Annotated in this window: 21 protein-coding genes and 2 riboswitches; of the genes, 6 read left to right on the top strand and 15 right to left on the bottom strand. The window is 47.2% G+C overall.

Translation table 11 applies throughout. The annotated features are described in order from the left end of the window. Nucleotides 1-4: 4 nt before the first annotated feature. The 13 genes from C1T21_RS03185 to C1T21_RS03125 form a co-directional block, all read right to left on the bottom strand. Nucleotides 5-772 carry an amino acid ABC transporter ATP-binding protein gene (locus tag C1T21_RS03185; protein WP_103047183.1) on the bottom strand — a complete coding sequence of 256 codons (768 nt, stop codon included), beginning with the start codon at nt 770-772 and terminating at the stop codon, nt 5-7. A 4-nt stretch (nt 773-776) separates the two neighbouring features. Then, the gene (locus C1T21_RS03180; RefSeq protein WP_103047182.1) at nt 777-1,493 is read right to left on the bottom strand and encodes an amino acid ABC transporter permease; all 717 of its coding nucleotides are present in this window, start codon (nt 1,491-1,493) and stop codon (nt 777-779) included. A gap of 29 nt (nt 1,494-1,522) precedes the next feature. Further along, nucleotides 1,523-2,332 (bottom strand): transporter substrate-binding domain-containing protein, encoded by an 810-nt coding sequence (locus tag C1T21_RS03175; protein WP_103047181.1) that lies wholly within the window; start codon nt 2,330-2,332, stop codon nt 1,523-1,525. 142 nt (nt 2,333-2,474) lie between these two features. Continuing rightward, the gene (nikE, locus tag C1T21_RS03170; RefSeq protein ID WP_103047180.1) at nt 2,475-3,284 is read right to left on the bottom strand and encodes a nickel import ATP-binding protein NikE; all 810 of its coding nucleotides are present in this window, start codon (nt 3,282-3,284) and stop codon (nt 2,475-2,477) included. Nucleotides 3,285-3,323: 39 nt separating this feature from the next. Beyond that, nucleotides 3,324-4,148, bottom strand: a complete 825-nt coding sequence (locus tag C1T21_RS03165) for an ABC transporter ATP-binding protein (protein ID WP_103047179.1) — start codon at nt 4,146-4,148, stop codon at nt 3,324-3,326. A gap of 20 nt (nt 4,149-4,168) precedes the next feature. Beyond that, nucleotides 4,169-4,999 (bottom strand): nickel ABC transporter permease subunit NikC, encoded by an 831-nt coding sequence (gene nikC / locus C1T21_RS03160; protein ID WP_080682961.1) that lies wholly within the window; start codon nt 4,997-4,999, stop codon nt 4,169-4,171. Continuing rightward, nucleotides 4,999-5,943, bottom strand: a complete 945-nt coding sequence (gene nikB / locus C1T21_RS03155; RefSeq protein WP_039271919.1) for a nickel ABC transporter permease subunit NikB — start codon at nt 5,941-5,943, stop codon at nt 4,999-5,001. The genes nikC and nikB (C1T21_RS03155) overlap by 1 nt, the downstream gene beginning before the upstream one ends. Nucleotides 5,944-5,989: 46 nt before the next feature. Beyond that, on the bottom strand, nt 5,990-7,615 hold the full coding sequence (gene nikA, locus C1T21_RS03150) for a nickel ABC transporter substrate-binding protein (RefSeq protein WP_103047178.1): 1,626 nt from the start codon (nt 7,613-7,615) through the stop codon (nt 5,990-5,992). Between the two features lie 256 nt (nt 7,616-7,871). Further along, on the bottom strand, nt 7,872-8,648 hold the full coding sequence (locus C1T21_RS03145; protein WP_103047177.1) for an ABC transporter ATP-binding protein: 777 nt from the start codon (nt 8,646-8,648) through the stop codon (nt 7,872-7,874). After that, nucleotides 8,645-9,562: an ATP-binding cassette domain-containing protein gene (locus tag C1T21_RS03140; RefSeq protein WP_103047176.1), complete on the bottom strand. Its 918-nt coding sequence runs from the start codon at nt 9,560-9,562 to the stop codon at nt 8,645-8,647. Before C1T21_RS03140 ends, C1T21_RS03145 begins: the two co-directional genes overlap by 4 nt. Beyond that, a complete protein-coding gene (locus tag C1T21_RS03135) occupies nt 9,562-10,377 on the bottom strand; it encodes an ABC transporter permease (RefSeq protein ID WP_103047175.1) in 816 nt (271 codons plus the stop codon). Before C1T21_RS03135 ends, C1T21_RS03140 begins: the two co-directional genes overlap by 1 nt. Before the next feature lie 14 nt (nt 10,378-10,391). Further along, the gene (gene nikB, locus C1T21_RS03130; protein WP_103047174.1) at nt 10,392-11,321 is read right to left on the bottom strand and encodes a nickel ABC transporter permease; all 930 of its coding nucleotides are present in this window, start codon (nt 11,319-11,321) and stop codon (nt 10,392-10,394) included. A gap of 15 nt (nt 11,322-11,336) precedes the next feature. Continuing rightward, nucleotides 11,337-12,917 carry an ABC transporter substrate-binding protein gene (locus C1T21_RS03125; RefSeq protein WP_103047173.1) on the bottom strand — a complete coding sequence of 527 codons (1,581 nt, stop codon included), beginning with the start codon at nt 12,915-12,917 and terminating at the stop codon, nt 11,337-11,339. 217 nt (nt 12,918-13,134) lie between these two features. Further along, nucleotides 13,135-13,338, bottom strand: a riboswitch (cobalamin riboswitch). An 811-nt stretch (nt 13,339-14,149) separates the two neighbouring features. Between C1T21_RS03125 and C1T21_RS27715 the strand changes: the two genes are divergently transcribed. Both C1T21_RS27715 and C1T21_RS03115 read left to right on the top strand, forming a co-directional pair. After that, nucleotides 14,150-14,965, top strand: a complete 816-nt coding sequence (locus tag C1T21_RS27715) for a hypothetical protein (protein ID WP_258012349.1) — start codon at nt 14,150-14,152, stop codon at nt 14,963-14,965. A gap of 103 nt (nt 14,966-15,068) precedes the next feature. Beyond that, nucleotides 15,069-16,139, top strand: coding sequence for a hypothetical protein (locus C1T21_RS03115; RefSeq protein WP_103047172.1), 1,071 nt, complete (start codon nt 15,069-15,071; stop codon nt 16,137-16,139). Nucleotides 16,140-16,221: 82 nt separating this feature from the next. On the opposite strand, the gene C1T21_RS03110 is transcribed toward C1T21_RS03115, so the two are convergent. Then, nucleotides 16,222-17,529: a nucleobase:cation symporter-2 family protein gene (locus tag C1T21_RS03110; RefSeq protein ID WP_103047171.1), complete on the bottom strand. Its 1,308-nt coding sequence runs from the start codon at nt 17,527-17,529 to the stop codon at nt 16,222-16,224. Then, nucleotides 17,523-18,140 (bottom strand): xanthine phosphoribosyltransferase, encoded by a 618-nt coding sequence (locus C1T21_RS03105; protein WP_103047170.1) that lies wholly within the window; start codon nt 18,138-18,140, stop codon nt 17,523-17,525. The genes C1T21_RS03110 and C1T21_RS03105 overlap by 7 nt, the downstream gene beginning before the upstream one ends. A 157-nt stretch (nt 18,141-18,297) precedes the next feature. Next, nucleotides 18,298-18,401, bottom strand: a riboswitch (purine riboswitch). Between the two features lie 352 nt (nt 18,402-18,753). Here C1T21_RS03105 and rhaB point away from each other — a divergent pair. The 4 genes from rhaB (at nt 18,754) to C1T21_RS03085 (ending at nt 23,510) form a co-directional block, all read left to right on the top strand. After that, nucleotides 18,754-20,235 carry a rhamnulokinase gene (gene rhaB / locus C1T21_RS03100; protein ID WP_103047169.1) on the top strand — a complete coding sequence of 494 codons (1,482 nt, stop codon included), beginning with the start codon at nt 18,754-18,756 and terminating at the stop codon, nt 20,233-20,235. 12 nt (nt 20,236-20,247) lie between these two features. Then, nucleotides 20,248-21,504, top strand: coding sequence for an L-rhamnose isomerase (gene rhaA, locus C1T21_RS03095; RefSeq protein WP_103047168.1), 1,257 nt, complete (start codon nt 20,248-20,250; stop codon nt 21,502-21,504). Nucleotides 21,505-21,572: 68 nt separating this feature from the next. After that, nucleotides 21,573-22,418, top strand: a complete 846-nt coding sequence (rhaD, locus tag C1T21_RS03090; RefSeq protein WP_023990992.1) for a rhamnulose-1-phosphate aldolase — start codon at nt 21,573-21,575, stop codon at nt 22,416-22,418. Nucleotides 22,419-22,616: 198 nt separating this feature from the next. Further along, nucleotides 22,617-23,510, top strand: coding sequence for an AraC family transcriptional regulator (locus tag C1T21_RS03085; protein ID WP_103047167.1), 894 nt, complete (start codon nt 22,617-22,619; stop codon nt 23,508-23,510). The last annotated feature ends 137 nt before the right edge of the window (nt 23,511-23,647 follow it).

Genomic DNA, 23,647 nt, shown 5'->3' with positions numbered 1-23,647 from the left:
CTTCTTATGGGGATACAGGCTGCTCCTGTGGCGCTCTCTGTACCAACGCTTTGCCCAGAAACTGCCGTGTCCGTTCTTCCTTCGGATTGGTGAAAAACTGCTCGACGGGTCCCTGCTCCACGATCACGCCATGCTCCATTAATACAACCCGATCCGCTACATCTCTCGCAAAACCAAGCTCATGCGTGACAATAATCATCGTATTGCCTTCACTCGCCACCTTTTGAATCACGGACAGCACTTCATCCACCAGTTCAGGATCAAGTGAGGATGTCGGTTCATCGAACAACAACACCTGCGGATTCAATGCTAATGCACGGGCAATCGCAACTCGCTGCTGCTGTCCACCCGAAAGCTGGGCAGGATAATAGGTCATACGATCCTTTAACCCGACCTTTTCCAAAATGCCTTCACTGATCTCCCTCGCCTGCTTACGATCCAGCTTTTTCACACTGGTCAGACCAATCATCACATTATGGAGTGCATTCAAATTTTTAAACAACTGATATTGCTGAAATACCATTGCCGTTGCCATCCGTAGTCCAAGAATGTCCTTTTTTCCCGCCTTGGCGGCATCGACCTTTACACCGTTAATTTCAATGACACCACTGGTCGGCTGTTCCAAAAAATTAATGCTTCGCAGCAGCGTGGACTTCCCCGATCCGCTTGGGCCCAGGATGACTACAACTTCTCCCTTGCCTACCGTCAGGTCTATGCCCTTCAACACATGATGCTGCCCAAAATGCTTATGAATTTGATGAAGTTGAATCATACCCTTACTCACTTCTTTCGTAAATTCGAATACGCTTCTCCAGCACGACAAGCCCGCGTTCAATAATGATGCACACCAGCCAGTAAATCAGAGATACCGCAACATATACCTCAAAAAAAGCCAACGCCCGCGCGCCCATAATTTTGGCCTGTCCCATCATATCGACAACACCAATCATAAAAATAAAGGACGTATCCTTCACCGTACTGATCAGCGTGTTCCCCAAATTGGGCAAAGCCACCGTTAGCGCCTGTGGCAATACAATTTTGAGCATAATCTGTGTTTGGCTCATCCCAATGGAATTGGCAGCCTCAAATTGTCCCCGATCGACTGAATGAATCGCCGCCCGGAACGTCTCCGACAGATATCCTCCGAGGTTCAACGAAAATGACAGCAACGCGAACAGCTCCGGCGGAATTACGTAGACATTGAATTGCTGTAAGAAACCATATTCACTCTGAAAATAATACAAAAACTTGGGTATTCCGTAATATACGAGAAACAGCTGTACAATAAGCGGTGTTCCCCGAATGTACGAAACATACAACGTAGACAATGGCGCTAAGACAGGCACCTTGTATATCCGGATTAAGGCCGTAGCTAACCCGATGATCGCACCCAGCAGCATGGAGACAAACGCAATCCATAATGTAACGGGAAGATACTCCACGATCTGGGGAAGGCTTCTCAGCATATAATCAAGATCAAACAGCTTTTCCATAGGAACCCCACTTTACCCTTTACATTTTGTTACTGAGGAATAAATTCTCCGCCTGTCCATTGTTCAGACAGCTTTTTCAGTGTCCCATCCGTTTTCAGCTCTTTAATGATCGGGTCAATTTTAGCTTTCAGCTCTTCGCCCTGCTTATCCTTTTTGAACACCAGATGCATACTGTCCGTCTGCACAGGCTCGCCTACAGCTTCTACCTGTAGGCCTTCCTTCTTAATCGTAGCCGCTGTCATGACTGGATCATTCACGTAAGCGTCCACCCGACCATTTTGCACGTCCTGAAGGTTGTCGGCTGAAGTGCCTGTATCATTGTATTTCAAAATGATTTTGTTGCCGTTCTTTGCATTGTACTGCTCCAATAATTGAGTATACGAATCGCCTACGGAAGCCGCCACCTTCTTGCCCTCCAGATCCTTAAGGGAATGAATGTCCGTTCTACCTTTCTTCACAACAATGACAGATTGTGCCTGAAAGTAGGATTCATCAGAGAATAAGTATTTTTGCTCACGCTCCGGATTCTTGGCTATTTGGTCAGCGATAACCTGAATTTTATTCGACTCAAGCGCCAGGAAAATTCCTTCCCAGCCCGAAGGTACAAATTCAAACTTATACCCGTCTAGCTTCTTGTCGATCTCCTTGATGACGTCCACATCATATCCGGTCAGTTCGTTTTTATCATTCACAAAAGCAAACGGCGGGTAGTCATTTTGTGTGCCGACATAGATTACCTTATCCCCCGATGCCGCATCCTTCGAGGAACATCCACTCAAGGCACCCGTTAATAACACAAGAGATAGGCCAATCGCTGCTACCAAAGCAGATTTCTTCATATATGACATCCCCTTTTTAATATCCAAGTAATTTACTATGATTTTATATTATAACGGGTTATTCAAATAATACAACAAGTAAATTTCATTTCGATTATTTATCCATATGTTGCACAAAAAAAGGACCCTTGCGGGTCCACTGTTATCCATGAAGCGGAAAACGCTCTGCTGGATGTTCCGGCAAAATGGACGAGATCAACCGTCGTACAGCCGGATGAGCAGATTCAAAAATCTGATCCTTCTCATCACAGCGCTCGATCAATCTCCCCTGCTCCATCACAGCAATGCCATCGCAGACAGCATAAGCTGCCCGAATATCATGCGTGATGAACAGATATGACAATCCAAACGAAGATTTCAGTTCTCCCAGCAGGGATAAAATATGCATCTGGTGAACCATATCGAGGCTGCTGACGGACTCGTCCAGCACGATGAGCTTTGGTTTGAGCGCAATCGCCCGTGCAATATTGATCCGCTGCAATTGTCCGCCACTGAACTGATGCGGATATTTAATCCGGTCCTCTGGCTTGAGGCCGACCCGTTCCAGCAGGCTTTCGACCGTTCTTTTTTGTTCCTGCACCGATAACCGTTCGTAATTGTCCAATGGCTCCCCAATAATCTGCCCGGCGGTCATTCGGGGATTTACAGCAGAGTAGCAGTCCTGAAATACGACCTGCATATCCCGTCGCAGTCCCCTGCGGACTTGGGGGCTCGCATTATAAATGTCCTGTCCCTGGAACAGCACCTGACCCTCCTGCGGCTTCTCCAGCCCCAGAATAACCTTGCCCAGCGTGCTTTTACCGGCTCCGCTGGTACCAAGTAAGCCTAGGCAAAACCCACTTTCTATAGTAAGCGAAACGTTAGCCAACACAGGGGTACGTGGTTCAGAGCGGCCCAGCCATTTGCGCCTTCCATAGCTATGAGTTACTTTCTTCACTTGTAGCATGCGCATTCGCTCCCCTTTTGAAAAGTGTAACTGTCAAACAGGTGACTAACCACCTACCTGATTCATGCCCCGAATGGACAACTTGGGTCTGACATGCAACAGCATTTTCGTATATTCATCCTGCGGGTGATCGAACAACTGATGGACCTCAGCCTGCTCAACAATACGACCCTGCTGCATGACAGCCACTTCATCCGCCAATTGGGAAATGACGCCCAGATCATGCGAGATCAGCAAAATGGACGTATTGTATTCCGTACGCAAGCGATCCAGCTCTCTTAGCACCTGTAGCTGATTGACCACATCGAGTGCCGTCGTTGGTTCATCCGCAATAACCACTGCTGGCCGCAGACACATGGAAATGGCGATCATGACTCGTTGCAGCATCCCGCCGCTCAACTGGAACGAATAACGCTTCATCAGCTTGGCTGGATCGGGCAAATTCATATTTTCCAGAGCCGTTATGGCAAGATCACGGGCCTGTCGTTTGGTTAATCCGGTGTGCGTGCGGACCGTTTCCATAAACTGAGCTCCGATCGTATACACTGGCGTAAAGGCGCTCATCGGATTTTGCATAATAAACGCGATTTCCTTGCCCCGAATACGGCGCATCTCCTCGGCCGCCATTCCGTTCAGCTCACGCCCGTTCAGACGGACACTACCTTCGACGTCCATCGTCTGGCGATCCAGCAGTTGGAGCAACGCTTTACAAGTCACCGTTTTGCCGCTTCCACTCTCGCCGACAAGACCCAGTACCTGTCCCTTTTTCAGTTCAAAATGAGTTGGCTCCAGCAGAGATACCGCCCCAGCATCGGTTTTGAGCTTCACCTGTAAGCCGCTGACCTCCAGCACCTTCGCCCTGTCGTCCATCGTTGTAACTCACTCCTGTTTTACTGACGTTTGGCAATTCCGTATCGGTCGGACAGCGCCTCCCCCAATATATTGAAGGCCATCACCACCACCAGAATCATAACTCCCGGATAGATCATTAATTCCGGATGACTGCGAATGTATCCCGTTCCCTCATGAATCATGGCTCCCCATTCAGGGGTCGGCGGCTGAATGCCTAGACCAAGGAACGACAACGCGGAAATATCCATGATCGCCCAGCCCATTTCCAGCGTACCAATGACCACAATCGGACGCAGCACATTCGGAATAATATGCCGCCGGATAATGGCCCCTGAGGAGGACCCACTAATCCTTGCAGCAGCTATAAAATTCCGTTCTTTCAGACTGACGACCATATTGCGGCACATTCTGGCATAATACACCCACTGCACCATCATTAAGGCAAGCAGCACCTGCATGAGGCCCGGCCCAAAAATACCGACAATGCCCAGCACAAGCACCAAATTCGGAAACGCCATAATACCTTCGCAAAACCGCATCAACACACTATCAACCCAGCCGCCCACATAACCTGCTAGCGACCCGACCACAACGCCAATGCTAAGCGAGGACAGGAAAATTAATGTCGCAAAACCGAGGGAAATCCGTGCTCCATACAGCAACCGGGATAAATTGCACCGACCCAAATGATCGGTCCCCAGCCAGTATTCTTTCGAAGGTCCCTCCAGCTTGTGCAGTAAATTCACTTTAACCGGATCATGGGGAGCCAGCCAAGGAGCTAGCGCCATAATGATAAAAAGAGCAGCCAGTACGACAGAGCAGACCACGATTACCTTTTGACCTTTGAACATTGTACGCAACCTTATCATCACTGCTCTGCTCGTCCCTTCGATGAAATTCGGGGGTCCATATACAAATGCACCAGATCAACGAGCAAATTGCATACGATGAACAGGCATGCCGCCAAAAACACATAGCATTGTATGACGGGAATATCCCGGTTAAAAATCGCTTCCACAAAATAACGGCCAAATCCGGGCCATGAAAACACCTGCTCCACAATAATTGTTCCGGTCAGAAGCTTGCCCAAATTCATACCCATACTTGTAATCAGTGGAGCAATGGCAATTTTCAGTACATGCTTGAGCATGATCACCCGCTCACGGATTCCTCTAGTTCTGGCATACTGCACATACGTTTCCTGAAGCTGCTCCAACACACTGGAACGCAGCAAGCGCGTATATAAAGCAATCAGAACCAGCGACAGGGTCAACGTGGGCAACACCAGATGTTGCCACGTTCCTCGCCCCTCTACAGGGAGCCAATCCAATCGGACAGAGAAAAAGAAGATTAACAAATATCCCAGCCAGAACTGGGGTATAGACGCGCCAAAATATGAAATTCCTCGACTAAGCATGTCGATCCAGCCATTTTTACGCATCGCCGCCAGCACGCCCAGCGGAATACTCACCACAATAGATAGCAACATACTGCTCACAGCCAATTCAAAAGTGGCGGGCAGCCGAACCTTGACCTCATCCCACACTGGCTTGTTGGTCAGATACGAAGTACCAAAGTCCAATTGACTGATTCTTTGAAGTGTATGCATATACTGCGTCAACAAAGGCTGATCCAGTCCGAACTCATGTCTTTTCTGCTCCAGAATCTCTGGAGTAGGATAAATATGAGCAGCCGTCAAATAGGCCTCGGCCGGATCAACTGGTGAAATATGAATCAGTGCAAAGGTAACGAGGGTGGCAAAGAGAACAATAGGAATGACCGCTACCATTCGCTTCCCGATATAGCTGATCATGAGTTGTCCTCCTATCCTGTAAACTACCGTTACCTATCGGCTTCAGCTACTTTCCGATTTCAATTCCCTCAAACGGATTTTCATCCCGATTAGCCGGGAATACAAAGTTTGTAATCTTTTTCTGGTACACTGCCGTTTTCTTAATATAAGAAATAGGCACAATGGCAGATTGCTCCTGAAGCGTCTTCAGAATCGAAGCATACAGCTCTTGACGCTTGGTTTCATCTGTCGATGAGAGCGCTTCGTGTACTTGCTGATCCAGGTCTTTCTTCATCGGAAGGGCACTCAGCACCTCGGAAATTCCGAAGCTCTTCTTGGCAATGACATTAATAAAGGAATGCGGATCATAAGGCGCACCATAGTTGTACCAGAAGTACAGATCAAACTGGTTGGATCTAAGGCGCTTAATTTGAACCGTCAGCTCCAGTCCGGTCAGGTTCACTTTGACACCCAGTTCTCCCCATTCAGCCTGAATGGTTTCAGCCATCGCCTTTTGGATCGGATCAGTCTTATCAAAAATCAGCTCAAAATCCAGCTGTTGTCCGTCTTTTTCCCGTACTGTACCACCTGCGGGCAGCTTCCAGCCAGCCTCATCCAGCAACGCTTTGGATTTTTCCACATCATAGCCAACAGGCTGTAAGTTTACATTCGTATACGGATAGTTTTTGGATAAAACCGTGTCCGCTGTTTCCTCCAGCCCCGAGGTTACACCTTCCACCATTGCCTGCTTGTTAAAGCCATGCTGGAGTGCCAGACGTACCCGAAGGTCTGCCAGCTTGGGATTGGATGAGTTGAGCAACAGACTTCTTGTACCGACAGGCTCGGACAGCGTGGTAACATACTGATTCGTGTCGCGAAGCTGTTTGAAAGCATCCAGACTAATGACACCCTCTCCATAAATCAGATCCAGGTCGCCTTTTTCAAAGGCCATTACACGGGTTTCGCCATCGGGAATGATTTTTACCGTAATTTTATCCACCTTTGGTGCAGTGCCCCAATAATTTGGATTACGCTTAAAGGTTGCATACTCATCTTGCTTGTATTCATCCAGTATCCAAGGTCCTGTACCTACAGGTTTCTTGATTCCTTTGGACGTATCTCCATCATCCGGGAACCCGGCTTCACCCAGAAAACGGAACGGGCGAACGACAGACAAATCCTGAAGCACTGGATAGTATGGCTCTTTGAGCGTCATTCGGAAGGTGCTGTCATCTACAGCTTCAGTTTTGTCGAGAACGCCTACTATACCAAGCCAGCTGTGCGTTTTCTCATTTTTCATAATAGCGTCAAAGTTCTTTTTGACAATGGCTGCATTAAATAGCGTTCCATCCGAAAATTTCACACCTTTGCGCAGCTTAAACGTATATATCTTGCCGTCCTTTGAAATAGTCCAGGATTCAGCCAAAGCAGGCTCCAGCTTGCCTCCTTGCTTGTAGCTGACTAACGGCTCATAAACCATGGATTGTGCAAAAAGTTGGGAAGGATTGTATACGTGAGGATTCATCGTACCAATGTCACGCGGCCACGATAGCGTGATCGACTTTTCATTGGCAGCTCCGCCAGTAGAGGTGGATGCAGGGGTGTTCTCCTGCTTCGCGCAGCCCAAAACAACGGATAATAAGAAGAGCGCCACCAACATAAGTGTGGCAGTCTTGCGGTGTCGAACGGACATCAATGTATTTCCCCTTTTCTATATATGTGATAATGATTATCATAATCATATTTAGAATAGGTACCACGTTCTATTTTGTCAACAACATTCGACAAGCAATCCTCTTATTTATTTTAAATTTGTAGAATGAGGATTTTGCAAAAATCCAATAAGCGACTTCCAATGAACAAGATATAGATCGAAATGGACTAGTTCGTCTAGATATTGCACTTTGGAGCGACTGGAATCAAATTTTGCAAAATCCTAAATTTATGGCTTAATTCTCCAACGTTTGAAACAGAGTACGCGTGTACTCATGCTGTAACAAGTCTTCATCCCATTCCTTAAATATTTCCACGATCTCCCCCTGAACCATGACGGCAACGCGGTCACAAAACTGACGAGTAGATTGGAGATCGTGAGTGATGAATAGGTAGGACAACTGACGTTCCATCTGCATTCTTTTGAGCATGTCCAGTACAGAAGACTGCGTTGTCGTATCCAGATTGGCGATCGATTCATCGAACAAGATAATATCCGGCTCCACCGCCAACGCTCGGGCAATACACACCCGCTGTTTTTGCCCGCCACTCAGCTGCGCTGGGTATTTTTCCAGACTGTCAGCCTCCAATCCTACCGATTCCAATAGCGACAGACAAATATCCGGTGCCTTCGCTTTTCGCTCAGGAAAATAGTTGTGGATCGGCTCCATTAAAATATCTCGAATGGTCATACGGGGATGCAATGAGGAGGACGAATCCTGTGCAACCAACTGGATTCGTTTGTACAGCTGAACATCCTTCATCTTTCCAAAATGTATAGGCTGATGACCCAGCCAAATCTCCCCCGAGGTCAACGACTCCAGCCCTAGAATACATTGTGCCAGCGTGCTTTTGCCACTTCCACTTTCTCCAACCAATCCAAGACATTCTCCCTGGCGTAGCTCCAGATTCACCTTCTTCACGGCCTGCTCGCTATCTTGCGTGCTGAACCAACCTTTTCTCCGTTTGCGGACAGGGTATGCTTTGGTCACATTCTTCAATTCCAGCATCACTGGTGCATCCTCCCTTCCGGGCTCATCTCCAACACTCGATCTGCTATGCGGCTCATACCCTGGCGATCATGTGAAATCAACAATATGGTGAGATCAAAGTCTTCTCTCAACTGTTGCAGCAATGCCAAAACCTTGTCGCGGTTGATAACATCCAACGCCGTAGTAGGCTCGTCGGCAATAAAGAGGCTCGGACCGGAGCTTAACATTGCAGCCAGCAGCACCCTTTGACACATGCCTCCGCTTAGTTCAAAAGGATATGACGACAAAATATGCTCAGGATCTGCAAACCCAACCTTGCGGAGCAGAGAGCGCAAATAGGTCTCCCGCACTGGAGTAGCGCCTCCTCTGGCTATCTCCGTGGCACGACTCAGCATCTGCCGCATCCGTGGCAGCACGCCCAGTGGGTGAACTTGCTGCGGTGCAGTGTGGGATGGGGCTGCATCAGCGTGCACCGGCTCCATCTGGTCGTGCGGCATCCGACGCCGCCCGTGCAGTCTAAGCGTATCCATCAGCTGGGCGCGGACAGTCCGGATCGGATTCAACCCGCTCAGCGATTGTTGAATGAGCAGGGCAATATCCTCTCGGCGCAGCCTTTGCCAGCGCCGTTCCTGGAACGGGAGAATGTCTTCCCCGTTATAGTAGATACGTCCTTGCGTAACACCGATACCTGGCTCCAGCATGCCTGCGATTGCGTGTGCGGTCAGGCTCTTGCCGCATCCGCTCGGTCCGGTCAGGGCTACAATCTCCCCTGAATATATGGAAAAGCTCACATCACTCAGCAGTGGTTTGCTCCCACTTCCGCTTGCTCCTCCGCCTGTGCGGCAGATTTCCAAATGTTCCACGTGTAACAACGGTTTTCGCCCTGCCACTTGTTCTATCGTATCCTTGCCCCCAAGGGCTGTTTGATCCTCCACTATTTGGCCGCCCCCTTTTCCGAAAAGCGGTCGCCCAAAAGCTGGCAGGCAAGTACGAACAGCATAATCGCCAAGCCCGGGAAAATCATGACATGCGGAGCCACCTGAAAATATGAGGTTGCATCATGCAGCATCACGCCCCACTCTGGCTTGGGCGGCTGTACACCCAGTCCAAGAAAGGACAGCCCAGCGATCATCAGCACCACGCGTCCGATATCCCATACCGCATAAACCAACAACTGCGGCAACGCTTGTGGCAATACATAACGGCTCAGTATACGTACGTGTGAATTGCCGGATAAACGGGCATACCGAACGTAGTCCTCCTGACAGGCTTTTTGAACCAGACTACGGATATACCGGACATAGCCCGCCCACCGTACCGCAACAATCGCAAGGGTCATGTTAACAAAACCTGGACCCAAAATGCCCACAATCGCCACCGTTAAAATAATATCAGGAAAAGCCAGTACGCCGTCGATTCCCCGCATGACCAGCTGGTCTACGCGTCCGCGCACATAACCAATGAGCAACCCTATAGGCAGACTGAAGCACAGCGTAGCTACAGTAATTGCACATGCGATTAGCACGCTCGTCCGAATCCCGTAAATTAGCCGTGACAGCACATCCCGACCCAGATGATCCGTACCGAAAGGATATTTCCGACTGGGTGGTGCCAGACGGTTCAAAAGATCCACTTGAAGAGGATCATGAGGAGCGACCCATGGAGCTAATAACCCAAGCAGCACGATCAGACCAAACAGTACGCCTCCTGCCAGCAAGCTCCCTTGAAAGGAAAGCCGTATCTTTTTCATTTTCAGCTTCCCCCTTAACGCAAACGCAGCCTCGGATCTATCGCCGTCTGGACCACATCCACCAAACACTGAACTCCTACAATTAAAAATACAGCAAAAATAACATACCCCTGAATCACCGGATAATCTCGCTGTGTAATCGCATCTATAAAATACTTGCCCAACCCCGGCCATGAAAAAATGGTCTCTACGATGACATTACCTGCCAGCATAAATGATAGATTGGTGCCTAGCAGTGTAATTATAGGCAGAACCGCATGCTTAAATATCTCAAAAAAGAGGATATGCATACGGGAAAAGCCTCGGGCCTTCGCTGCTTTCACAAAATTCCGGTCACCCAGCTCCAGCATTTGAGCACGCAGTACACGTGCTTGCACAGCTCCCAAACCTGCACCAAGAGTCAGCGCTGGGAGCACTAGATGTGTCCAGTCCTCCCTTCCCATGGATGGGAGCCAGCCCAAGCGAACGGAGAATAGATAGATCAACAGAAAACCAAGCCAAAAAGAGGGGATCGACGATCCCAGCAGGGCGAACAGCCTGCCCAGACGATCCAGTGGGCCGCTGATTTTTAGCGAGGCAGCCAGCCCCAGCCCCAGCGTAAGCACCGTCATGACGGCAAAGCCCGCAGCAGCTAGCTCCACAGTAGCAGGCAGTCTGTTCCACAGTTCGGCTAGCACAGATTCCTTGGATACATACGAGGTGCCCCAATGCCCTGTGAACACATCCCGCAGCCAGTTCACATATTGAATATGAAGCGGTTCGTTTAAGCCCAGTTCCTGCCGTAGCGTCGTCAACGCTTCCTCAGAGGCAGGGACATTATGCGCGGTGAGCAAAATGGTAGCAGGGTCACCAGGAGCCAGCCGCATCAGTACAAAAGTCAGCGTGGATACAACGAATACAATGATGAGCAGCTGCGCCACACGTTCCAGTATAAAACGAATCATAGGATACGCAGCTCGTTATTCCGCAATATCGGATTGCGCTGTAATGTAGTAATACTCGATCGGATGCGGTGTAAAACCCTCCACCCCTTTTTTCACGCCAAACACATTATCAGGATGCACAATGAACGACTGTGGCAAATCCGTATTGATGATATCCAGCGCTTGTAGTGTCACGGCATTACGCTGCGCTGTATCCTTCGCCAGCTTCAAGCTGTTAAGAATACTCTCCAACGGTTTGGAACTATAACGGCTTACATTGGCTTCGCTTTTCGAAGAATAAAACATGTCCATAAAATATTGTGGCTCTCCTGTATGAGCAGTAAGCATACTGTACATAGCAAAATCCCAATCGTTTTTGGTCAACGCCTCGTCGATATTTTCCACCTTGCGAATCTTGACCTGGATTCCCTCTTTCAGCAATTGGCTTTGGATGACCTCAGCCATAACAGAGAGCTCCGGACGCTGAGGGAAAGTCAGCAGCGTAACCTCGAACGGCTTGCCATGCTTAGTCCATGTCCCTTGGGCGTCCTTCTGCCAGCCATCCTTCGTCAACAGTTGCTCTGCCGTTCCGTCCAGCGCTTTACGCTCAACTTTACCGAAGGGAAGAATACTCGGGAACGGGCAGCTTGCCTCCGTACCGAAGCCCCTCATGACGGCGCTCACAATCGATGTGCGCGGAATCAGGCTGTCCACCACCTTACGGTTCGCCGCATCCTTGAATACTGGCGATTCCATATTGTACACGATCATATGGGTGCGCAAGGAGGGAGCCGACAGCACTTGTAGCTTGTCGTTCTTTTTCAGTACCTCTGCGTTATCAACCGGAATATCCGTCGCTACGTCCACCTCGCCGGATTGCAGCGCCATCAGGCGCGAATTCCCGTCCGTAATGAACTTCATTGTCGCCTCAGCCAATCGTGCCTTCTCGCCCCAATATCCGTCATAACGCTCTACGACCAAGGATTGGTCCTTGCTGAACGCTTTAATTTTAAAGGCGCCTGTCATCGCTGGGTAGCTCTGCTCATCCTTCATCGATGCCACATTCAGTACAATCGTCGATGGATCAGCTAGATTGGACACCAGCGCCGCGTTCGGCTGGTTTGTCGTGATTTTCAAAGCCAGCGGGCCGCTTACATCAATGGACTTCACATTCAGTAAATCCTTCGCCAGATGGCTTTTCTCGATAGATCGTAGCAAAGATGCTTTTACACTTGCTGCATCCATACTCTTTCCATCATGAAAAGTGACTTTATCCTGCAAGCTGAACGTCCAAACTGTAGGACTGTCCTGCTTCCACTCCTTTGCCAGCCAAGCCACAGGCTCCAGCTTTTCATTCAAACGTACCAGTGTCTCACCTGCACCGGATCGCATCACATCCCAGCTATTATCTCCATGCGGGTCAACGCCTGACGGTTTCCATGTATACGCCATTACCAGCTTTTTATCTGTCGCTGTTTGTTGTGCTGACGCGTTTTCACCTTTGCCGGAGCTATCCGACGTCTTATTGCTGGCACATCCCGAAAGAGCCATAACTGCCAGCAACAGCATCATCCCTGTATATATCAACCATGAACGCCTGCTACGATTGCTAATCATTCGATGAATCCCCCTCTATCTTGTAAAATCATATAAACCTAACGCAAAGCGCGAAAAAAGCATTCCGGACCACTTGATCAGCAGTCAGAAATGCTTTCATTATAAAATGTCAAAACACACCTCGAAGCCAACTCCAAAAACATAGAAGGGATCAGATCGGTTTCAGACATTCCGTATGCAGCACGCCTAACCACCTCCCCAGCATCCCGTGGGTCTGACAGTGATGTCAAAACAGGCAGGTCTCCTGACTCCAAGCGTATCTTTCAGGCCTTCCCGGTTCTTCACAGTTCCAGTGGCTGTTCTGAAAGCTCCAGCAGTATCCTGCTGATGCCTGTATACAGTGGCGGGCCCGTGTCGGAATCAACCGAACTTCCCTTTTAAGTGAACACGCTCAACAACTATCCACATGGTCTCAACAAAACCCCGTACATAGAGTCGTCCGGCTCACACCTGTTTTCTTCCTTTATTTCTTTCCATTACGATCTTATTTTGTTGTCACAGGCTTGTCAATAAATGCTGCACAATAATTTAAATTTGAACAATATGGCAAGAATGAAGGTAATGGCTATTCGTTGCGTGCACGAAATGAACGTGCTAAAATTAGGTATAAAGATAACCTTTGTGTCCGTATACTAAAAAGAGTCTTCGCCGCGCCAACGGCAAAGACTCTTAGGACTTGAAAGGCTGTGGATCACCACGGCGCGCTAAATACTTAGCTAAACCCACCGTTAGGCGCCTAACCTAATTACGCGGTGGGTTTTCGCTTGTTCCGAAATTTTCGACGTAGCCAGCGATAAAGTTTACGAATACTAAACACCAGGCTTAGTAACGTAACCATCCAACGCAATACATCGTAGCACGACACAAGTGTGACCATCGGCTTCACCCCCTATCGGGAAGCTGCACCGTGGTCCGAAAACATCCACCACTATTCAAAATCCATAATTTAGATTATACCATGCCCCTTCCTACCACTCTAGCAAATTCTTCTAGTAGATTATCAAGCTCCTAATATTCATTTGGGGAACTCCTTCAGCTTCTTACTCCTGCTGGACTATCAATTCCGCTGTTATAAGGCTGTCATTAAATATCGTATATATATCAGACTAATGGACTCTTGCTAATACAAATACAGATAAATATATTCATATATACCATTAAAAGGTTGACATGGTGTGTAAGCTCCTTTATGCTATCTATGGATTTACAAATTTTTCAAGGAGGCACTTTGTATGAAAGTAAAGTTTCTACCACAAGCTTTTCTGGCAGCAACGTTACTCATCTCTTTGGGGGTCGTCAGTCCAGCAATCTCCCATGCTGAGAAAGGAGAAAAAATCCCTGACCAGATGTTGGCGGGTACTATCATCCAATATGATGAGAACAATAATATGGTTGTACTAGAAAAGGGAACTCCAGTACCTGAACCACAAAAATCTCTAGCTGCTATTGCCCCACTTACTGCTGAACAACAAATTGAGCTAGAGAAGGAAGAAGCACGAGTTAAGGAAATCAAAGAAGAAGCCAAATCACTGCCGGTATATCATATTGATAACCCTGACCCTCAACCTGGTTTAAAAGTAATTTATGATGGCGAAGGTTACATCAAAGATATTATCTTGCCTGATCAAAAGGAAAATGTGATTACTACTAATAATGTATCACTTCAGGCACTACCACGCGGAACACGCAAAGCACCTGGGACTTATACATACGGAGCACATAATAATGAAATTGTCATTACCGGAACTTCGAGCGGCAAGGTTCAAGGCACAGGTAGAGGGACAAATTTTACGGACTCAACTGGTGAAAATTCCAATTCACTAAAAAGAGGCGACTGTGCAACAAAAGGGGCTATTGATAATCCTGAGTTTGGAACAAGCATTGCAGTAAGAAATATAGATAACAATATTTCTACTAGCTTTGTCAAAGCTGATAATGGAAGTCTTCCAGATGCAGTCATTGATATTTGGAAAACAGGTGTGCAGGATTTAGGGTTGACATGGAGTTCTTCTCTTTCATTTTCAGGAAGATATTTCTACACATTCTAATATCTCTTTATCCTCAAAAAAGGGATAGGGCCTATGTTCTGTCCCTTTTGCCCTTTTTTTAATTTATCGTAATCAAATCCACATCTTAGAAAGGATGTTCCTTTTGAAAGAAAGAAGTTATGGATTCATTATACTTTCCTTGCTCGTTCCAGCTCTGTTATCATCCTGCTCTCCATCCTCTACTCCATCAGCAGAACCAGTCCCATCCAAACAAGTCCAATCAGGGGAAAAGACAGCTCTAGCCGGACAGGGCCAATATCTATCCATGACCTATACAGAATATGTGAATGGGAAAAATACAGATAAAGGTATGGTTATGCGGGTCATGACGTATGACTTAAGCAGTAAAAAAATGACCAAACTGGCCGATGTTCCTTATACCTCTCAATACCCACTTTCCGTGGTGTCCTTACCTGATCACAAAATTTATTACTCTGCCGATGTGGATGATAAGGGAGACCAACTATTTTCGTACGACTTAAATTCAAAAAAAACTGAACAATTATCCGATAATTTATTTGCCATTAATCGTATAGTGCCAACTACTCCAGAAGGTCCACTTATACTAGCTGCAGTCAAAAAAGGAGAGCGTACACTTAAAACGATTTTCTACAATAAATCGACTCATACAATGCAGTTCTTACATGATGAAAATAAGGATATGAATACTTGGTCTGTATCTTACAACTCTAGCAAAAGCGCAACGTACATTTCCCAATTTTCCGAAAATGGACGAGATAAACAAAGAGACATCGCAACCAAGAAACAGTCCACTATGCTCCCTCCGGACTACAAGGTTACAGAAATCAACAACGCCACTAAACAAGAGCGGTCTGTCATTACACTAAAGAACGAACAAATCTTATCATTGTCCAGCAGTAATGATCAGTTGCTCCTAGTCACTGCCCGTTTCATTAATCACGGCAACCCCGAGTATAGCCTTGTCGATATTGCGACTGGAAAACGCACCAAATTAGAGCTACCCATTTCATCCCGAAGCTTTATCTATATGTCCCCAGACGGCAAGGGTATCTACTATTTAGGCAGCGCCTCTCAGAAAAATCAGGAGGAAGGACGCGGCGTGTACTATTATGACTTTACTTCGAAAATCCAAACCCCGATCTTTATACAGGAAGAGGGTTTCATCAATAACTTCATGCTGCTTAATAAATAACTAGTTCTGGATAACTCCATGCCAAAAAGCCGGAAAAGAGGCATACGTCCTCTCTCCGGCTATCTTTATTTATTCCTAATCATCAAACCTTCTGTGGAACCTCCTGAACCGTCACGCTTTTGACCGATTCGCCCTGTTTTCTCGTCAAAACGATGTTCAAGACAATCGCTGTAATCGAGCCCGAAACGATACCATTTTGCAACAGCATTTTGGCAAAGCTCGGCAGCTGGTCGAACATTTGTGGCAGAACGGCAGAGCCTAGGCCCACGGCAATGCTGCATGCTGCGATCAGCAGATTGCTTTCCTTCCGCAGATCCACCTCTGACAAAATAGACATGCCTGATGCAGCAACCGAGCCAAACATGACGATCATCGCCCCACCCAGCACAGCGTTAGGAATCACGGTCGTTAAGGCAGCCAGCTTAGGCAGCAAACCAAGAACGACCATGATGCCGCCCGCAGCAAAAATAACGTTACGCGATTTGACGCGTGTAAGTGAGATCAGACCTACATTTTGCGAGAAAGCTGTATAAGGAAACGCATTAAAAATACCCCCAAGCATAATCGCAAGTCCTTCGGAACGCAGACCATTGACGATCTGCTTCTGCTCCACCTTCTGATCAATCGCTTTGCCTACTGCCAAATAAACGCCTGTAGACTCAACCATACTGACAATATTGACGATAATCATCGTACAAACTGCCATCATGCTAAACTCTGGCTTACCAAAATAAAACGGCTGCGCAACGCTCACCCATGAGGCCTCCGCCACGGGAGCAAAATGCACCATTCCCATCGCATAAGCAACCACTGTGCCCGCGAACAAACCAATAAGCACGGAAATCGAGCGCAAGAAGCCCTTTGCCAACCGATTCACAAGCAGGATAACCAGTAGTGTAACTAACGCCAGCAGCAAATTGCGTGGCTGTCCAAAATCCGCGCTGCCCTGGCCCCCTGCTACATTGTTCATCGCCACCGGAATAAGAGATAGACCGATAATCGTAACGACCGAACCCGTAACGACCGTCGGGAAAAAGCGTAGCAGCTTGCCATACAACGGTGCTGCTAACACCACAAATATACCGGACAAAATGATGGCACCGTACGCTGTCGCTAAATTTGAGGTCGAAGCAATTGCGATAATGGGCCCTACTGCCGTAAACGTACAGCCTAAAATGACAGGCAGTCTACTACCGAAAAAGCGTGTGCCCATAATCTGTAATAACGTAGCTATCCCGCAAGTGAACAAATCGGCAGCCACCAAATAAGCCATCTGGGCTGGTGTCAGGTGCAATGCTCCCCCTACAATTAGAGGTACAGCAATTGCTCCAGCGTACATCGCCATGACATGCTGGAAGCCCAGCGCGAATAACTTTTGTTTACTTAACATCCCACATTCTCCTTAACGGAAGGAATCACCGCGCCAGCTTCCTCTATAAAATGAACCTCGCCCGGTGCCATGGAAGCGATACGCGCAAGAGAGCGCACAGCAATGCCTCTTTGCTCCAACAGTCCACGACCTTCCTGAAAGCTCTTCTCAATCACACAGCCAACCCCGGCCAGCTCCGCTCCTGCTTCCTTCACAATATCCGTAAGTCCAACCAAAGCTGCGCCAGTAGCCAAAAAATCATCTACGATCAGCACATGGTCGCTGGCATCGAGATATTTTTGAGAAATGCTCACCTGATAGGTTTCCTGCCGAGTGAACGAATGAACCTCTGCGAAGTATACCTGCTCATTCAGCGTGATTGCCTTCTTTTTCTTCGCATAAATGAACGGGACCCCCAAGGCAATAGCAGTAGCCATAGCAAATTGAATACCACTAGCTTCAATTGTAAGCACCTTGGTGATCCGAGCACTACCGAAAAGGCGTGCAAACTCCTTACCAATCTCCAATGCTAATGCTGTATCTACCTGATGATTCAAAAATGAATCTACCTTTAATACGGTGTCAGATAAAATTTGTCCCTCTTGACGAATACGTTCCTCCAAAGCTTTCATTATGCGAGTATCGCTCCTTCTGTACTTTAAAATAGTATAAAACCTGCCAAAACCAAAAAAGGACAGGCTCCCTTGAGTTGTTTCTCAAGTGAAGCCTGTCCTTGGGGTTATAATCCCTGACGGATTGGCGCACAAATAAATGCCCGCATTCATCCAAAGCCGATGCGCTATCACTCATAGTCGGACGATTACAGTGGTCATCCGGTAGAAACTTTTGGGCCATATCCCCAATATTATACGAGTCATATGAAATTGATATCTTGTATACTACACCCTCTGGCGGGCGGTTTCAAGACTATTTTTCATACAGACAGCGGCATTTGGAGAACCTTCCACAATTGGAATATCGTAAAATCACATCGACCTTTGTTCAAGGTATATCTATGAGGGTTTTGCAAAATCCTGATTACAGAAAACAGATGTAAAAAAACAAAAATAAATACAAAACAACACTTAATTTTAATTATAATTTTAGGAAACAAAAGTAAAACCACGAATTTCACTTCCGTTTCTGTTGACTACAAAGAAAAACGGAAGTAGTATGGAGTTAGTTAAGAAAACAAAAGGCAGACTTTCAGGCTGCCCGTATTTTATCCATGCAAGGAGATTGGATATGAATAATTATCTTGCTGTTGATATTGGAGCTTCAAGCGGAAGGCTCGTAAGTGCAACTCTGCAAGGTGACCAGCTACACTTGCAAGAGCTTCACCGTTTCAACAACTCCTTTACCGAAAAGGACGGACACGATTACTGGAATATCGACGAACTATTGAATGAGATTATTCAGGGTTTGCAAAAAGCTAAACAAAAAGGGATTCATTCCTGTACGCTCGGCATTGATACATGGGCTGTAGATTACGTGCTGCTTGATCAAAAAGGTAACCGCATTCAGGAGGTATACGCTTACCGGGATGCACGTACCCTCCATGCACCCGACAGGCTGCATCAGCTCATCAGTCGAGAGGCTGTGTATGAGAAAACAGGCATTCAGGAATTAAACTTTAATACCCTGTATCAACTGTTCGTCCATGATCGGGAACAGCTTGCCCAGGCGAATAAAATATTGATGGTCCCTGATTATCTGTACTATCGCTTGACAGGCATCATGATCAATGAAATGACGAATGCGTCCACGATGCAACTTCTCAACGTGAACACCCGAGAGTTTGATGAAGACCTGCTGTCCCTGCTCCAACTGCGACGCAATCAGTTTTCAGAGCTTGCCGAGCCTGGACGGGTTCTGGGTTCTCTTTTACCGGAGCTTGTTCAAAAATACGATCTTCCAGACTGTCAGATCATTCTTGCGCCTACTCACGATACTGCATCGGCTGTTGCAGGTGTTCCGTCACAGCGGGAAGAATCTTGGGCTTATATTAGCAGCGGAACGTGGTCACTACTGGGAATGGAACGATCCGAGGCCTTGAATACCAAGGCAGCCATGCAGGCGAACTACACGAATGAGTGGGGCGCTTACGGTACGTACCGTTTTCTGAAAAATATTATGGGATTGTGGATGATTCAGGAAGTTAGGAGAGAGGGCGGTTCCGCACATAGCTTTGCTGAATTGGCCGAACTGGCTTCAGCAGAGACGCCGTTTGCCAGTCTCGTCCTCTGCAACCATTCATCCTTCTTAAACCCGAATAGTATGACCCTTGAAATCCAGCGATTCTGTGAAGAAACAGGCCAGCCCAGCCCCAGAACGCCGGGTTCACTCGCCCGCTGTATTTTTGACAGTCTGGCCTTAAGCTACCGCGATGCCTTACACGAACTGCAACGTTTAACAGACGAAACGATTACCAGATTGCACATTGTCGGCGGAGGCGCTAACAACGAATTACTATGTCAGCTAACAGCCGATCTCTTGGGAATTGAGGTTCAGGCAGGTCCTTCCGAATCTACGGCTATCGGCAATATTGTCGTGCAATTAATCAGCTCTGGTGTTCTTGAGGATCTCAAAGCTGCTGGCCGAACCATCGCCCGCTCCTTTCCGACTCGGCTATATGAGCCGCAATCGGTGGAAGGCATGCAAGAGCTTCTGGAACGCTGGGAGCGCCTCAAGATACAAGCAACATCCTCTATTCACATATCTCAATAAAGGAGTAAAGCCATGAACGAAGCTATTGAAGCCAGTTATAACGAAGCGAAAAAGCTGTATGCCCGCCACGGTATTCAAGTTGACGACATTTTACAGAAGCTTTCACAAATCAAAATATCACTGCACTGCTGGCAGGGAGATGATGTTCAAGGATTTCTGTTCAAAGATAAACAGCTTAGCGGGGGGATTGCCGTAACGGGCAGCTACCCGGGCAGAGCAGGCACGCCGCAGGAGCTGCGTCAGGATTTAGAAAAAGCTCTATCACTCATTCCGGGTAAACACAAGGTCAATTTGCACGCAATCTATGCGGACACCACTGAACAAGTGGATCTGGATCAACTGGAGCCACGCCATTTTCAGAACTGGGTAGACTGGGCCAAACAGCAAGGGCTCGGGCTTGATTTTAATCCAACTTTGTTCTCCCATCCCAAAGCGGAAGACGGCTTCACACTGAGTCACAAGGATTCGGAAATCCGTGACTTCTGGATCACACACTGCAAAAAATCACGCAGGATTGCAGAGCATTTTGGCAAAGAACTCGGTCAGCCCTGTGTCACAAACCACTGGATGCCGGATGGCTATAAAGATACTCCGGTTGATCGGTTGGCTCCAAGAGAACGCCTGCGTGATGCGCTGGACGAAATTTTTAGCGAGGAAATCAGCGAGGAATACAACATCGATGCGGTTGAAAGCAAGCTGTTCGGCATTGGCTCGGAAAGCTATGTCGTGGGCTCCCATGAATTCTATATGGGCTACGCCCTGACACGCGGCAAATCCATCTGTCTCGACTCCGGTCACTTCCATCCAACCGAAGTCATTTCGAACAAACTGTCCTCTGTGCTGATGTTCACCGACCAATTATTGCTTCATGTCAGCAGACCGGTTCGTTGGGACAGTGATCATGTCGTGACGATGGACGACGAATTGCTGGACATTGCCCGTGAGCTGGTTCGCGGTGAATTGCTTTCCCGAACCCATATCGGTCTTGATTTCTTTGATGGAAGTATCAACCATGTGGCAGCATGGGTCATCGGAACACGCAACACGATCAAAGCGCTGCTTCGCGCTATGCTTGAACCAATTCAAGCATTAAGGCAGGCGGAAGAGGAACGAGACTTCACCACTCGTCTTGCTCTAGTCGAAGAGTTTAAATCGTATCCGTTTGGTGCCATATGGGATTACTATTGCGCTCAAAACGACGTTCCCGTTCGTGAGGAATGGCTGACCGAAGTGAAGAACTATGAACAGCACATACTCCTAAAACGGTAACTGCTAAAACGGTTAACTACTACACTGATAATGCTTATATTCATATCATACAAAGGGAGAGATTATCCATGACTACTGTGCTGGAGAATCAAAAAGAACGAAAATCGGGACTGGATATCCCATTTGTTCGCGAGATGGCGGAAATTACACAAAACATGTGGAAATTCGGCTGGGATGAACGCAATGGAGGTAATGTAAGCTATATTCTGGATGAAGCTGAGGTTGCAAAATATATAGATATTCATCAGGTCATTCGGACGATTAAACCTGCTTTCCCGGTGAATGAACTGGCTGGTAAATATTTTATCGTCACCGGATCAGGAAAATATTTTAAAAACGTAATTGCAGATCCAGAAGCTAACTTAGGAGTCCTTCGTGTCTCCCAGGATGGTGAGCAATTGGAAGTCTTGTGGGGCCTCAAACACGGCGCGGTGCCTACCAGTGAGTTACCTTCCCATTTTATGGGCCACATTGAGCGCTTGAAGGTCGATCCTAACCATCGTGTTGTGATTCATAATCATGCCACCCATGTTATTGCCATGACCTTCATTCATAGTCTGGACGAAAACCAATTCACCAAAACACTGTGGGAAATGTGTACCGAATGTATTGTCGTCTTTCCAGACGGTATCGGTGTAATCCCTTGGATGGTACCGGGCTCCAGCGAAATCGGCCGCGAAACGGCTAAAAAAATGAAGGATCATCACGCTGTATTATGGCCTCATCATGGCATTTTCGGAACGGGCAGCTCCATTGATGAAGCGTTTGGCCTGATTGAAACGATTGAAAAAGCGGCGCAAATTTATATGCTCATTGCTCACCATGATATTCAGCAACGGATTACAGATCAGGAATTGGCCGATCTGGCCAAAGCCTTCAACGTTACTCCAAAAGAAGGAATCCTGAACGTATAAATATAGACTAATCTCCATCTCATAATATAGAACTTAAAAGGCTCCATGGATCGTCTCAAACCGGCCATGGAGCCTTTGGCATACCTAGTTTTAATTATATAACCCTTAATTCCAATGAATTAACTTGTAATTATGCTTTCCTTTATATACAATAAAATCAAAATTCCCTTATCTCCACCAAAGGAGAGGTGACAAGTTATGAAAAGAGCAAAAAATGAAGATCACTTCGACATCGTGGAAGACCATTATTTCACAGCCACCGAACTGGAAAAATCCAGCGCCGTTTGGCCTGTCAGACTAGGTATGGATATTTCGAAAACAAGCTGCCATGTCGGTCCCAAGGCTGTTCCTTATTTTTATTTGATTTTTGTACTTGAAGGTCAGGCTGAGTTTATTTATAAGCAACAGAAGTACCATGTCCACAAGTCTGATTTATTCTGTTTTTTTCCGCATCTTGCCCATGAATATTACACCGATCACGAGCACCCGTTGCAAAAGGTATGGCTTGCCTTTGAGGGACCCAAGTCCCTCGCATTGCTGGAGCGGATCGGAATTAATCCCTCTACGCCATTTATGGCTAACGCAGTGAGCGAGGAAATCCTCGAACTTATCTCCAACCTGTTTTCCATTGTAAATGACAACAGCAGACAGGGCAGCGATCTGGCCCGCTTGATTACACTGCATCAGATCTTCGAGGAGTTATCCCGCAACACATCTGACGTGCTGCGCAACTTTGTATGCTCTGATTATTGGCTCCAGCAGGGGAAAGATTACATTGAAATGCATTATTGTGACCGTGTTACGATTGAGCAAATTGCCGAGCATGTAGGTGTGGATCGTGCGCATTTTTCACGTAAATTTCATTCCACCTTCCTCATCTCTCCCGCCAAGTATTTGCAAAACCTCAAGATTAACGAAGCCAAAAGATTACTGGAGCAGACGACTTACAATTTGTCGATCATAGCCCAGTCCATCGGCTATACCGATATGTCCACCTTTTCCAAGGCATTTAAGAAAACAGCAGGGATTCCACCGCGTGAGTATCGCTTCCGACATCAGTCCCGGCAAGAGATTCGTACCGTCAACGCTTAGCTGGAATCCAGTAACGTTAAAGAGAGCCACAGTATACGGTGGCTCCCTTTTTATGACCTGATCCTAATTTCCACTTGGTTCTGAGCCCTTTCAACGCTATAATAGGCATCAAACCAACAGGAAAGGTACGTGAAATC

Source organism: Paenibacillus sp. F4, assembly GCF_002894905.1.
Taxonomy (GTDB): domain Bacteria; phylum Bacillota; class Bacilli; order Paenibacillales; family Paenibacillaceae; genus Paenibacillus; species Paenibacillus polymyxa_B.
The sequence above is the reverse complement of the archived record's forward strand: the minus strand, read 5'-3'. Positions and strand labels throughout refer to the sequence as shown.

Bases quoted from the DNA above. Each gene is read 5' to 3' on its own strand.
- C1T21_RS03185 (WP_103047183.1), bottom strand. From the start codon at position 772: ATGATTCAACTTCATCAAATTCATAAGCATTTTGGGCAGCATCATGTG.
- C1T21_RS03180 (WP_103047182.1), bottom strand. From the start codon at position 1,493: ATGGAAAAGCTGTTTGATCTTGATTATATGCTGAGAAGCCTTCCCCAG.
- C1T21_RS03175 (WP_103047181.1), bottom strand. From the start codon at position 2,332: ATGAAGAAATCTGCTTTGGTAGCAGCGATTGGCCTATCTCTTGTGTTA.
- nikE (WP_103047180.1), bottom strand. From the start codon at position 3,284: ATGCGCATGCTACAAGTGAAGAAAGTAACTCATAGCTATGGAAGGCGC.
- C1T21_RS03165 (WP_103047179.1), bottom strand. From the start codon at position 4,148: ATGGACGACAGGGCGAAGGTGCTGGAGGTCAGCGGCTTACAGGTGAAG.
- nikC (WP_080682961.1), bottom strand. From the start codon at position 4,999: ATGATAAGGTTGCGTACAATGTTCAAAGGTCAAAAGGTAATCGTGGTC.
- nikB (WP_039271919.1), bottom strand. From the start codon at position 5,943: ATGATCAGCTATATCGGGAAGCGAATGGTAGCGGTCATTCCTATTGTT.
- nikA (WP_103047178.1), bottom strand. From the start codon at position 7,615: ATGTCCGTTCGACACCGCAAGACTGCCACACTTATGTTGGTGGCGCTC.
- C1T21_RS03135 (WP_103047175.1), bottom strand. From the start codon at position 10,377: ATGAAAAAGATACGGCTTTCCTTTCAAGGGAGCTTGCTGGCAGGAGGC.
- nikB (WP_103047174.1), bottom strand. From the start codon at position 11,321: ATGATTCGTTTTATACTGGAACGTGTGGCGCAGCTGCTCATCATTGTA.
- C1T21_RS03125 (WP_103047173.1), bottom strand. From the start codon at position 12,917: ATGATTAGCAATCGTAGCAGGCGTTCATGGTTGATATATACAGGGATG.
- C1T21_RS27715 (WP_258012349.1), top strand. From the start codon at position 14,150: ATGAAAGTAAAGTTTCTACCACAAGCTTTTCTGGCAGCAACGTTACTC.
- C1T21_RS03110 (WP_103047171.1), bottom strand. From the start codon at position 17,529: ATGTTAAGTAAACAAAAGTTATTCGCGCTGGGCTTCCAGCATGTCATG.
- C1T21_RS03105 (WP_103047170.1), bottom strand. From the start codon at position 18,140: ATGAAAGCTTTGGAGGAACGTATTCGTCAAGAGGGACAAATTTTATCT.
- rhaB (WP_103047169.1), top strand. From the start codon at position 18,754: ATGAATAATTATCTTGCTGTTGATATTGGAGCTTCAAGCGGAAGGCTC.
- rhaA (WP_103047168.1), top strand. From the start codon at position 20,248: ATGAACGAAGCTATTGAAGCCAGTTATAACGAAGCGAAAAAGCTGTAT.
- rhaD (WP_023990992.1), top strand. From the start codon at position 21,573: ATGACTACTGTGCTGGAGAATCAAAAAGAACGAAAATCGGGACTGGAT.
- C1T21_RS03085 (WP_103047167.1), top strand. From the start codon at position 22,617: ATGAAAAGAGCAAAAAATGAAGATCACTTCGACATCGTGGAAGACCAT.